Below are 11,836 nucleotides of genomic sequence, written 5' to 3' on the forward strand. Positions count from 1 at the left end.
GTATCTAAAAAACCACGTTTATCGTGGTTTTTTTAGACTTACAAATACATATTAATTCATTCTTTTTTATCAAATAACAGCTATACTTTATTTCTATTTTAAGAATACTTATAAGGCCGCTCATATAGGAGTAGCGTTAGCATTGCAGTGAGGCAACCAGCAATATGCGTCCATTACACCCAATTGATTTTATTTTTCTTTCTTTAGAAAAACGTCAACAACCTATGCATGTAGGCGGGCTTTTTTTATTTCAAATTCCAGATAATGCGCCAAGTTCTTTTATTCAAGATTTAGTTGCCGACATTCGCACATCAAAATCTATCCCAATCCCCCCGTTCAACAACAAACTGAATGGATTATTTTGGGATGAAGATCAAGAATTCGATTTAGACCATCACTTTAGGCACATCGCATTACCAAAACCTGGTCGTATTCGCGAGCTACTTACCTATATTTCTCAAGAACATAGTGCTTTGCTTGATCGAGCTAAACCATTATGGACTTGCAATATCATTGAAGGTATTGAAGGCAATCGATTTGCCATGTATTTCAAAATACATCATGCAATGGTAGATGGTATTGCGGGTATGCGCTTAGTAGAAAAATCTTTATCACACGATCCTAATGCTAAAAGCATTGTTCCACCATGGTGTGTTGAAGGACCACGTGCTAAACGCTTAAAACAACCTAAGGCAAATAAAATTAAAGGTTTACTTTCTACTGTAAAAAACCAACTAGAATCAACACCTGGAGTTCTTTACGAACTATCTCAAACCATTACTAAAGATATTGGTCGCAATCCTGACTACGTCTCTAGCTTTCAAGCACCAAGCAGTATTTTAAATCAACGTGTAAGTTCATCTCGTCGCTTTGCTGCCCAGTCTTATGAACTCTCACGCTTAACTACTATCGCAAAAGCGCTGAATGTCACCATTAATGATGTCGTACTTGCAGTTTGCTCAGGTGCTTTAAGAGAATACTTAATTACACAAAATGCTTTGCCTAAAAAACCACTTATCGCAATGGTTCCAGCATCTGTACGTGATGATAATTCTGAAGTTTCTAACCGTATTACAATGATTCTGACAAACTTAGGAACTCACAAAGAAGAACCTTTAGAACGATTGCAAATTATTCGTCGTAGTATGTTAAATGCGAAGAAAAAATTTAAACGCATGAGCTCTAGTCAGATTCTAAGTTACAGTGCTTTTGTTTATAGTGCTGCTGGTTTAAATATTGCTTCTGGACTAATGCCAAAACGCCAAGCATTTAACCTTGTCATTTCTAACGTCCCAGGACCATCCGAACCATTATACTGGAATGGCGCTAAGTTAGATGCTTTATACCCTGCTTCCATTGTTCTAGATGGTCAGGCACTAAATATCACCATGACGAGCTATTTAGATAAATTAGAAGTAGGTTTAACTGCATGCCGAAATGCTTTACCTAAAATGCAAAACCTACTCACACACTTAGAAGATGAAATTCAACGTTTTGAATCTATTATTCAAAATGATGAACCATTAAAAAATGTAGGGTAAGCCTTAATCACTCAAATAAAAAAGGGACTATAAAGTCCCTTTTTTATTTATTAATTTTACGACATTGATTTAGTAATTGATGGCACACATTAACCACCATAGTTGAAGTAATTTGTACTTCTTTACCGTCAGAATCGACTAAATACGAATGATCCTTTTTTGTCGAATCTAAAACTTTTAAGCTTTTTTTTACGATTGCTTTACTCATACTCATTTTTAACCTCACTTGCTCAAGCTATTTCGAATAAATGAAATAGCTTTGGCTATTACATGGGGTAAGTATTGTAAATTCACAAATAAAAGTAAAATTGGATATGTAACAACTGTTTAGCGATATTCTGTTACAATTTTAACTTAAAATGATATCATATTGCTCTTGCGTATATAAATTCTCAACTTGAAATTTTATTACACGATTCACAAAATGCTCTAAATCTGCGACAGCTGTCGCTTCTGCCGTTAAAAGCCGATCAATTACAGATGGATGAGCAACAACAGTAAAGCCACTCTGAGATTCGAATGCACGAGCATATCTCATAATTTCTCGAAATATTTCGTAACAAATTGACTCTGCTGTTTTCACATATCCACGACCTTGACAGGTTGGACACGACTCACAAAGCAAATGTTCCAATGATTCACGTGTGCGCTTACGTGTCATTTCAACCAAACCAAGTTCAGAAACTTGCGTTATTTTAGTTTTTGCATGATCACGCTCAAGCATCTTCTCAAACTGAGCCAATACCTCTTCACGATGATGCGCTTCTTGCATATCAATGAAGTCAATAATAATAATGCCACCTAAATTTCTTAGGCGTAGTTGACGCACAATAACTTGTGTCGCTTCCATATTGGTTTTAAATACTGTGTCTTCTAACGAACGACCACCAACATAAGACCCCGTATTAACATCAATTGTGGTCATTGCCTCGGTTTGGTCAATCATTAAATAACCACCCGACTTCAATGCGACGCGTGTTTGTAAGGCTTTTTGAATATCTTCTTCAACATTGTATAAGTCGAATATTGGTCGCTCACCCGGATAATGAAGTAAACAATCACTCATACTCGGCACAAATTCTTCAACAAACTCTTTAAGTTTAGAGAAAACTTCACGCGAATCTACATAAATTTTTGACGTATTTTCATTTGCTAAATCGCGTATAACACGCTGTGGAAGTGGTAACTCTTCAAAAATTAAAGAGGGTACGGAAAGGCTTTTCTGTTTACGTTGAATATATTCCCAAAGCTTTGCAAGATAAGCCATATCTTGTGCAATTGCTTCTTCTTCAACACCATCTGCTGCTGTTCGAACAATCACGGAACCAGGAAGCTTATGCGCCTCTTGAATATGTTCAATCATTGTTCTTAGTCGATCACGCTCTTCGCTTGATTCAATACGTTGCGAAACACCAATATGATTGCCATACGGCATAAGAACAAGATAACGCGAAGGAATTGATAAGTCTGTACTTAAACGCGCCCCTTTCGTCCCAAGCATGTCTTTCATTACTTGAACAGTTAATATTTGTCCCACATGCAAAAGATCAAAAACATTCGGCGCTGGCTGATTTTTAGGCCAAACCATATCGTTAATATGTAAAAAAGCAGTGCGAGATAAACCAATATCTACAAATGCAGCTTGCATGCCCGGTAAAACACGAACAACTTTGCCTTTATAAATATTACCAACCAAACCACGCTTAGCATCACGTTCAACAAATAATTCATTGACCGTGCCATTTTGAATTAATGCAACCCGACATTCCATGGGGGTTACATTAATCAGCAACTCTTCAGACATAACTAAACTCAAAACATTATAAAATTCTTTTTCCAGCAGTTAATTTAGTACCTTAACTCTCTGTAATAACTGTGCGGTTTCATGTAATGGTAGCCCAACCACATTGGTATAACTACCAATAATATTTGGAATATAGCGAGCTGCAACCCCTTGAATTGCATAGCCACCTGCTTTACCCATTGGCTCACGTGTATCCCAATAACATTCCATATCATTAAGACTGAGCACTTGAAACTCGACTTCTGTACATACCACTATACTCAATTTTTCTTGTTTTGTACGTACACACACGCTGGTCAGCACACGATGCTTACGACCCGAAATAAGTTCCCACATTTTAAAAGCATGCTGCTTAGATTCGGGCTTACCTAAAATATGCTGATCTACAGCGACTGTTGTATCTGCGGCAATAATAATTGTATTTGGATATTGCTGAAAAATAGCTTCTGCCTTTGCACAAGCCAATCGTTCAACATATTGCTCAACAGATTCTTCTGCTAAAACTGACTCATCAATATCTGGACTATGAATTTCAAAGTCCAGACCTAACTGTTGTAAAAGTTCACGTCTACGCGGTGAACTTGATGCCAAAATTATATTCGCCATTTTTTAAGTATGTAATAAAAAAATGGCCACACTAAAACAGTACTTAGTAACGGTTGCCAATGACGTGCAAGCGGAAAATCCATCCCCCATAACATTTGTAATAAGAATATAAATGCAATGTGAGCCGTAATAGCGAATAACGCAATGACCCAAAGATTTGCAAATGTCAAAATTCTGCGTTCACGCGTGAAATAACGTGCAATAAATGTAATACATACAAAACTTAAAGCATTTAAACCTAAAGGCGCATCCATCAATAAGTCTGCAAACAAACCTGTTCCAAATGCAAACCAAACCCCACACCATGTTGGCTGACACATCACCCAAAACAGCATAACCATAAACATAAATGCAGGGCGCCATCCTGAAATATCATAAGACAGCGGATAAACCGTTAAAACAGAAGCAATAATGACTGAAAATATAATGGGAAATAATGGATCTGATGGCTTTTTCATGGATAGCTTAGCGATCGGCATCTGGTTGCTCCTTCGCTAAAGAATTTGAAAACAACACCACAACATGATGACCACCAGCTAATTGAGCTGCTGGTGCAATATCAATATGTGCAAACTCACCCGTATTATGTCTACTGACTTTTGCCACAGTACCTACCAAATAGCCCGCAGGGAAATGCTCTCCCAAACCAGAACTATAGACTTTTTCGCCTACTTTAATATCTGCACTTGTTGGTACATATTCCATTTTCAGCATACCTAAGTCACCAGTACCAGATACGATTGCACGCATACCGCTACGCTCTAAACGCACAGACAATGAATGTTCTTTATCTGACAACAACATAACACGGCTACTACGTGGCAAAACTGAAACAATTTGCCCCATAATCCCTTTATCATCAAGCACAGTTTGACCAACCTTGAGCTGACTATTCGAGCCACGGTTAATCACAATAATATGACGTAAAGGATCTGCATCTGTACCAATCACTTCAGAGATTTCCATACGACCATCAATAATCAATGGTGTATCTAGCAAACCTCTTAAACGCGTATTTTCAGCAGAAAGTTCAGAAAGTTTTTGTAAACGTACATTTGCCTGTAAAAGTTCAACTTGCATCGCAGTATTTTCACGGCGCAATTGAGCCTCAGACTTACTTTGTCGACTTAGCCATTCTCGCGACAATACAGGATAACTTGCAACGGCATAAATAGGATTATATGCCGTGTACAAGACATCTCTTGCGGGTTGAACAATGTGTGGCATGCGCCAATTAAAAAACAGCACCACCAAACACGTTATTACCGCAATAATAAAAGAGCGAAAAGATGGCGGTTGTCTAGAAAACAGATTTGCTTGCACCCGCCTTTTCCTTTTTTAGCCTACAAACAACATGTCATGGTTCGGGTTATCGAATAATTCTAATACCTTACCACCACCACGTGTTACACAAGTAAGAGGCTCTTCTGCAACAACTACTGGCAAGCCAGTTTCTTGTGCAAGAAGTTTATCTAGGTTGCGAAGTAACGCACCACCGCCAGTTAATACAATACCGCGTTCTGCGATATCTGAAGACAACTCTGGAGGCGTTTGTTCAAGTGCAGATTTTACTGCTTGAATAATACTTTGTAACGGATCTGAAATTGCTTGAGAAATTTCATCTGAAGTCACCGTAATTGAACGCGGTACACCTTCTGCAAGGTTACGACCACGAACTTCAATTTCTAGTGGCTTTTCACCTTCATCTGGCAATGCCATACCCACTTCTTTTTTAATGTTTTCTGCAGTTGTTTCACCAATTACACAACCATGTGCTTTACGTACATAATTAATAATTTGTTCATCAAATACATCACCACCAATACGAAGTGAATCTGCGTATACACAACCTTGCAAAGAAATAATTGCAATTTCAGTTGTACCGCCACCAACATCTACAACCATAGAACCACAAGCTTGCTCTACTGGCATGCCTGCACCAATAGCAGCTGCCATTGGTTCTTCAATTAATCGCACATCACGCGCACCAGCATTGTATACTGCTTCACGAATTGCGCGACGTTCAACTAAAGTTGATTTACATGGAACACATACAACCACTCGCGGCGCTGGTGGAAATAAACGTTTTTCATGTACTTTACCAATAAATTGGTTCAACATAGTTTCTGTGACTTCAAAGTCTGCAATAACACCGTCTTTCATTGGACGAATTGCAGAAATATTCGCTGGCGTACGGCCGAGCATTTGTTTTGCATCAAGACCTACAGCGGCAACGATTTTTTGAGAACCACTATGACGGATTGCCACAACTGTGGGCTCATTTAATATAATGCCTCGTCCTGGAGCATAAATAAGTGTATTAGCTGTACCTAGGTCTATGGCCAAGTCTGGTGAAAACAAGCCAATTAGTCGTTTTAGAATCACGGAGTCGTTCTCTATTAATCGTTATGTGAGCGCAAGCGACAACTTTAACTAAATGTGATGATTTGAACAAGTCAATCGCTTATTATATCGCATGATATTTTGATTTTTTTTTAATACTGATTTTAGGTGATGTTATGTCTACATCAGATGCACAGCATTCTGAAGATTTAAATGCACAAACCGTATCACAGATTGCACACCTTGCACGTCTTTCTTTAAACGATGCACAATCTACTGAATACGCTGAAAGTTTAAATAAAATTCTAGGAATGATGGACACTTTAAAGAGCATCAACACTGACGGTGTAGAGCCATTAAAGAGCCCATTTGATAATCCTCAACCATTACGTGAAGACGTAGTTTCTGAAAATAATCACCGTGAAGAATATCAAGCTGTAGCACCTGCTGTTCAGGATGGCTTGTACTTAGTTCCTCGTGTGATCGAATAATTTTCAGTCCTATCGTTTACTTAACTCATACGTAAAAGAATATTTCTTATGTCAGATTTACATCGCTTATCGATTCGTGAACTTTCAGAGGGTTTAGCACAAGCCAAATTCTCTTCACGAGAACTTACCGAACATTATTTAAAACGCATCGCAAAAATTGATGCGCAAGTTCAATCATACGTTACTGTTACACCTGAACAAGCTTTAGCTCAAGCAGATGCAGCAGATATAGCACTTAAAGCGGGTAATGCAACTGCGCTTACGGGTGTGCCTATTGCACATAAAGATATTTTCTGTACCCAAGGCATTAAAACCACTGCTGGTTCTAAAATGCTGGACAATTTTATCTCTCCTTACGACGCAACCGTTGTAGCGAAAGGTAAAGCTGCGGGCTTAGTGACTTTGGGTAAAGTAAACATGGATGAATTTGCCATGGGCTCTACCTCAGAAAATCCACATTTTGGTTCGACCAAAAACCCGTGGAACTTAGAGCACGTTCCGGGTGGTTCTTCAGGTGGTTCTGCTGCTGTTGTCGCTGCCGATTTAGCACCATTTGCAACTGGTACAGATACAGGTGGTTCAATTCGTCAACCTGCATCTTTCTGTGGTTTAACGGGTCTTAAGCCTACATACGGTCGTGTATCTCGTTTCGGTATGATTGCTTACGCATCATCTATGGATCAAGGTGGTCCAATGGCACGTTCTGCGGAAGACTGTGCATACCTTATGAACGTAATGGCAGGTCATGACGCGAAAGATTCAACTTCGGTTGAAAAAGACGTTGATAACTACGTTGCAAACCTAAATGGCACATCTGTAAAAGGTCTACGCATTGGTATTCCTAAGCAATACTTCAATGTTGCAGGTTTAGATGCAGACGTTAAAGCACGTGTTGAAGAGTCTCTTAAAAAGTTAGAAGAAATGGGCGCAATTCTTGTTGAGATTGATCTCAACATGACTGAAGCCTATGTTCCAACTTACTACCTGATTGCACCTGCTGAAGCATCTTCAAACTTACAGCGCTTTGATGGCGTTCGTTATGGTTACCGCTGTGAAAACCCAGTGGACTTAATGGACTTGTACAAGCGTTCGCGTTCAGAAGGTTTTGGTGCAGAGGTTCAACGTCGTATTTTAATTGGTACATACGCACTTTCTGCGGGTTACTACGATGCATACTATGTAAAAGCACAAAAAGTACGTCGTTTAATTCAACAAGATTTCTTAAAAGCATTTGAATCTGTAGATGTGATTGCCGCTCCTGCTGCACCTACAACTGCATACAAGATTGGTGCAAACCTTTCTCCTGTAGAAATGTACTTAGGTGACATCTACACCATCGCAGTGAACTTGGCAGGCTTACCTGCAATTAATGCGCCTGTTGGTTTTGACAAAGACAACCTACCTGTTGGCTTACAGCTTATTGGTAACTACTGGTCAGAATCTCAATTGTTGTCTGTGGTACATCAATACCAACAAGCAACTGATTGGCACACTAAACGCGCTGCAATTGCTGAGGAGAATGCATAATGTCTAAGAATGCCGCTAAACCGAAATCAAACTTGATTGATGGTTGGGAAGTTGTCATTGGTATCGAGATTCATACTCAGCTTGCGACAAATTCTAAAATTTTCTCAGGTTCTTCTACTGAGTTTGGTAATGATCCAAATACACAAGCGAGCCTTGTAGATTTGGCAATGCCGGGCGTGTTGCCTGTTTTAAACAAAGAAGTGGTTGATTTAGCGATTCGCTTTGGTTTGGGTATCGATGCGTACATCGACCAAGCTTCTGTATTTGCACGTAAAAACTACTTTTACCCTGACTCGCCTAAAGGCTATCAAATTAGCCAAATGGACAACCCAATTGTAGGCTTGGGTCATATCGACATTCAACTTGAAGATGGCACAGTTAAACGCATTGGTGTAACACGTGCGCACCTTGAGGAAGATGCTGGTAAATCAATCCATGACCAATTCGAAGGCATGTCAGGCATTGACTTAAACCGTGCTGGTACACCACTTCTTGAAATCGTATCTGAACCTGATATGCGTTCGGTGGAAGAAGCCGTTGCCTACATTAAAGCGATTCACACGCTTGTGCGTTGGTTAGGCATTTCTGACGGTAACATGGCGGAAGGTTCTTTCCGTGCGGACTGTAACGTGTCTTTACGTCGTCCGGGCAATGAGTTTGGTACACGTTGTGAGCTTAAAAACCTCAACTCATTCCGTTTCATTGAACAAGCGATCAATGTTGAAATTGAACGTCAAATGGAAATCTTGGAATGGGACGGTACAATCGACCAAGAAACTCGTTTGTTCGACCCTGTGAAGATGGAAACACGTTCAATGCGCTCAAAAGAAGAAGCGAACGATTACCGCTACTTCCCTGACCCTGACTTGTTACCTGTGATCATTGCAGATGCACAAATTGAAGCGGCACGTGCTGCCCTTCCTGAACTTCCTGCTGCACGTCGTGAACGTTTTGTTGCTGACTTTGGTGTGACTGAATACGATGCGCACGTTCTTACGCTGACTCGTGAAATGTCAGAGTTTTATGAGGAAGTTGTAAAAGCTGCTGGCGGTGTTGCACAAGGTAAGGTGTCTGCAAACTGGGTAATGGGTGAATTCTCAGGTGCTTTAAATAAAGCAGGCTTAGAGTTGGCAGATTCTCCTGTAACGGCTGAAAAATTGGGTGGCATGATTGCACGTATTGTGGATAACACTATTAACGGTAAGATTGCCAAACAAGTATTTGGCTTTATGTGGGAAGAAGGCAAAACTGCGGACGAGATTATTGCGGAGAAAGGCTTGAAACAGGAAACTGATACAGGCGCAATTGAAGCGATTATTAAAGACGTGCTTGCTGCCAACGAGAAGATGGTTGAAGAGTTTAAATCTGGTAAAGAGAAAGCTTTTAACGGTCTTGTTGGTCAAGTGATGAAAGCAGCGAAAGGTAAAGCCAACCCTGCACAAGTAAATGAATTGATGAAGAAATTGATTGGTTGATCTGATCTTTCTTTAAAAGAAAACCCGCTTTAGAGCGGGTTTTCTTTTACTAATTTTCTTAATTCACTGTGATAAATTTCTTCAAGCTTTGATAAATCCACTATTTCAAGATTAAATTCATGCAATTTTTCTCGTAGCTCATTTTCAGCATAATATTTCAACATAATTTCATAGGTAGATTTCTTAATAAACCCAAAATCCTTATAGAAACTTAAATATTTTGTTAAGTCCTCCAACATAAAGACTCTGAAATAAGGTGGAGTTAAATGAATAAACTCCTTCCAATCCTCATTTATCTTTATTGCATTTTTTAACCAAATTTCTTCTATATCTTTTATTTTCTGACAATTATACATTTTATAAATTTGATATAAAAAATTTTTCTCCTCATCAAAATTTTTTATTGAAAAATTTTTAGGATTTAATCCTTTTTCAATAAATTTTAAATTCAAGTAACTAATCAAGCTGAGCCTGTTTATATCTAAATCAAGCAAATCTTCCAAATTTGATGATTTTAATTTTTCTTTATATTTTTCAATTTCTTCTGTAAGCCTATTAAACTCTAAATCTGCAGATTCCAATAAACCAGAAAGTAAATTAAATCTACGTTTCAAGTGTGCTGGTAATTCTCCACCTAACTTATAACCACGATCATGTTCAATTTCTGCCCAAGCATGAGATAAAGCAGTTCTAATTTGTATTTCAAAACATAGATCTTTATAAAGAATAAATTCTGGAAGCTTCTCTCTTTTTTTACCTATATCACATACAAAATGGATTGAGCGGTAACCAAATTTATCAGCTCCCAATAAATCTGCTTTATCTCCTGAATCTTCTTCATGCACATTGAAATTTTCAGAGATAATTTTTGATACTTTATCTAAATCACTTTCTACAAGTGTGATTATTCTTAAGCCCGCTAAATCAGTCATATCTTCAAAGGATGTATAATCACTTTTCTTTTTTAACTTTCCAATACAACTATCTTGTGTTTTTATGCGATAGGGAACATCAACGAATGAAATTTTTTCGGCTTTCATAATACTTTTAAGTATTTGAACAACTGACTGTGCCAATGAATCATAAAGATGAGCTTTTTCTGCATACCATTGATCAAAATTTTTATGATCCATTGTTCCCCCAAAGTAAATAGAAAAATAAGTAGTGTATTTTATGTTTATCTTCAATATTATCTTGCTTTTAGTATAAATTTCCAACCATATTTCATCTAAATTAATCATCTAGTTATGTAACATGACCATCAAAAATGTATCCTCTGTCGCCAAACTCGAAGACTTAGGACGTGTTTAACTTTCAAAGTCATTCTTTATGCGTAACTTCTAATACCCTCATCCCCCGCCTTCTCCCAAAAGGAGAAGGAGCTTTCATTACGTATCAAATACCATCATAAATTCTATAATGGATGTTCCCTCTCCTTTAAGGAGAGGGCTAGGGAGAGGTTTAAAAAACTTACTTCCCTCGAATCACACCCAACTTATTAAACAACTCAGGCGTTAAAAAAGTTGTCACCAACTTACTCAAATCTAAATAACGAACCAAACCTTTATACTGATCTTTAATTTCAGGCGTTTTTAAAATTTGTTCACCTGTTTGCTGACCTAACTCTTGAAAACTATCACCCACTGCTTGAATACCATCAGCCTGAATAACAGCTTTAGTTTCAGCAGAACACTGATCCACCAAAATACGTTGTAAAACTTGCGCTAAATTTTTATCCAATGCATCTTTCTGTTCAGTAGTTACCTGACTAAATACTGTTAAATCCGGATGTGCAGACAACGCCACAAACGTCCATTGCAAAACTACTTTTTTGTCTGCATCTGTAGTAGATTTAATCAAACAATCACTCAACTTATCTACCGTAACACTTGCAGATGCCATTTGCGTTGCACCCATTAAAGCCGAAACAACCAATAAAGATGAACCGAAATATGTGCATTTTTTTGTAAAATTCATAAAGCCAAAACCATTCATTGTTCTAATTCCAAAATAAAATAATATGCTTAAAAGCTACATTCAATATAAAAC

At 38.2% G+C, this 11,836-nt stretch carries 12 protein-coding genes; 4 read left to right on the forward strand and 8 right to left on the reverse strand.

Annotated features, from left to right (window positions below):
- Nucleotides 1-164 precede the first annotated feature (164 nt).
- The gene (locus AC5YC8_RS05360; protein ID WP_496163802.1) at nucleotides 165-1,541 is read left to right on the forward strand and encodes a WS/DGAT/MGAT family O-acyltransferase; all 1,377 of its coding nucleotides are present in this window, start codon (nucleotides 165-167) and stop codon (nucleotides 1,539-1,541) included.
- A gap of 43 nt (nucleotides 1,542-1,584) precedes the next feature.
- Here the strand turns inward: AC5YC8_RS05360 and AC5YC8_RS05365 are convergent, their stop codons facing one another.
- The 6 genes from AC5YC8_RS05365 to AC5YC8_RS05390 all read right to left on the reverse strand — a co-directional run bounded on the left by AC5YC8_RS05365 (nucleotide 1,585) and on the right by AC5YC8_RS05390 (nucleotide 6,336).
- Nucleotides 1,585-1,755, reverse strand: a complete 171-nt coding sequence (locus AC5YC8_RS05365; RefSeq protein WP_496163803.1) for a PA1571 family protein — start codon at nucleotides 1,753-1,755, stop codon at nucleotides 1,585-1,587.
- 135 nt (nucleotides 1,756-1,890) lie between these two features.
- Entirely contained in the window at nucleotides 1,891-3,345 is a 1,455-nt protein-coding gene (gene rng, locus AC5YC8_RS05370) for a ribonuclease G (protein ID WP_496163804.1), read from the reverse strand.
- A 39-nt stretch (nucleotides 3,346-3,384) separates the two neighbouring features.
- Nucleotides 3,385-3,951, reverse strand: a complete 567-nt coding sequence (locus AC5YC8_RS05375; RefSeq protein ID WP_496163805.1) for a Maf family nucleotide pyrophosphatase — start codon at nucleotides 3,949-3,951, stop codon at nucleotides 3,385-3,387.
- On the reverse strand, nucleotides 3,939-4,430 hold the full coding sequence (gene mreD, locus AC5YC8_RS05380) for a rod shape-determining protein MreD (protein WP_496116537.1): 492 nt from the start codon (nucleotides 4,428-4,430) through the stop codon (nucleotides 3,939-3,941). The genes AC5YC8_RS05375 and mreD overlap by 13 nt, the downstream gene beginning before the upstream one ends.
- Entirely contained in the window at nucleotides 4,417-5,274 is an 858-nt protein-coding gene (gene mreC / locus AC5YC8_RS05385; RefSeq protein ID WP_496163806.1) for a rod shape-determining protein MreC, read from the reverse strand. The genes mreD and mreC overlap by 14 nt, the downstream gene beginning before the upstream one ends.
- A 15-nt stretch (nucleotides 5,275-5,289) precedes the next feature.
- Nucleotides 5,290-6,336: a rod shape-determining protein gene (locus AC5YC8_RS05390; RefSeq protein WP_496116540.1), complete on the reverse strand. Its 1,047-nt coding sequence runs from the start codon at nucleotides 6,334-6,336 to the stop codon at nucleotides 5,290-5,292.
- Nucleotides 6,337-6,470: 134 nt separating this feature from the next.
- Here AC5YC8_RS05390 and gatC point away from each other — a divergent pair, with 134 nt between their 5' ends.
- The 3 genes from gatC to gatB are packed head-to-tail and all read left to right on the forward strand — an operon-like array spanning nucleotide 6,471 to nucleotide 9,787.
- A complete protein-coding gene (gene gatC, locus AC5YC8_RS05395; protein WP_496116542.1) occupies nucleotides 6,471-6,785 on the forward strand; it encodes an Asp-tRNA(Asn)/Glu-tRNA(Gln) amidotransferase subunit GatC in 315 nt (104 codons plus the stop codon).
- 48 nt (nucleotides 6,786-6,833) lie between these two features.
- Complete coding sequence (gene gatA, locus AC5YC8_RS05400) at nucleotides 6,834-8,312, forward strand: Asp-tRNA(Asn)/Glu-tRNA(Gln) amidotransferase subunit GatA (protein WP_496116543.1); 1,479 nt, start codon at nucleotides 6,834-6,836, stop codon at nucleotides 8,310-8,312.
- The gene (gatB, locus tag AC5YC8_RS05405) at nucleotides 8,312-9,787 is read left to right on the forward strand and encodes an Asp-tRNA(Asn)/Glu-tRNA(Gln) amidotransferase subunit GatB (protein WP_496163807.1); all 1,476 of its coding nucleotides are present in this window, start codon (nucleotides 8,312-8,314) and stop codon (nucleotides 9,785-9,787) included. Before gatA ends, gatB begins: the two co-directional genes overlap by 1 nt.
- A gap of 29 nt (nucleotides 9,788-9,816) precedes the next feature.
- Here the strand turns inward: gatB and AC5YC8_RS05410 are convergent, their stop codons facing one another.
- Both AC5YC8_RS05410 and AC5YC8_RS05415 read right to left on the reverse strand, forming a co-directional pair.
- A complete protein-coding gene (locus tag AC5YC8_RS05410; protein ID WP_496163808.1) occupies nucleotides 9,817-11,028 on the reverse strand; it encodes a GTP pyrophosphokinase in 1,212 nt (403 codons plus the stop codon).
- Nucleotides 11,029-11,257: 229 nt separating this feature from the next.
- Complete coding sequence (locus AC5YC8_RS05415; RefSeq protein ID WP_496163809.1) at nucleotides 11,258-11,764, reverse strand: hypothetical protein; 507 nt, start codon at nucleotides 11,762-11,764, stop codon at nucleotides 11,258-11,260.
- Nucleotides 11,765-11,836: the final 72 nt, after the last annotated feature.

The organism is Acinetobacter sp. FY731, from assembly GCF_059515905.1.

What these genes read in the sequence shown, in the direction of transcription:
- AC5YC8_RS05360 (WP_496163802.1), top strand. Translation starts at nt 165, where the DNA reads ATGCGTCCATTACACCCAATTGATTTTATTTTTCTTTCTTTAGAAAAA.
- AC5YC8_RS05365 (WP_496163803.1), bottom strand. Translation starts at nt 1,755, where the DNA reads ATGAGTATGAGTAAAGCAATCGTAAAAAAAAGCTTAAAAGTTTTAGAT.
- rng (WP_496163804.1), bottom strand. Translation starts at nt 3,345, where the DNA reads ATGTCTGAAGAGTTGCTGATTAATGTAACCCCCATGGAATGTCGGGTT.
- AC5YC8_RS05375 (WP_496163805.1), bottom strand. Translation starts at nt 3,951, where the DNA reads ATGGCGAATATAATTTTGGCATCAAGTTCACCGCGTAGACGTGAACTT.
- mreD (WP_496116537.1), bottom strand. Translation starts at nt 4,430, where the DNA reads ATGCCGATCGCTAAGCTATCCATGAAAAAGCCATCAGATCCATTATTT.
- gatC (WP_496116542.1), top strand. Translation starts at nt 6,471, where the DNA reads ATGTCTACATCAGATGCACAGCATTCTGAAGATTTAAATGCACAAACC.
- gatA (WP_496116543.1), top strand. Translation starts at nt 6,834, where the DNA reads ATGTCAGATTTACATCGCTTATCGATTCGTGAACTTTCAGAGGGTTTA.
- gatB (WP_496163807.1), top strand. Translation starts at nt 8,312, where the DNA reads ATGTCTAAGAATGCCGCTAAACCGAAATCAAACTTGATTGATGGTTGG.
- AC5YC8_RS05410 (WP_496163808.1), bottom strand. Translation starts at nt 11,028, where the DNA reads ATGATTAATTTAGATGAAATATGGTTGGAAATTTATACTAAAAGCAAG.
- AC5YC8_RS05415 (WP_496163809.1), bottom strand. Translation starts at nt 11,764, where the DNA reads ATGAATTTTACAAAAAAATGCACATATTTCGGTTCATCTTTATTGGTT.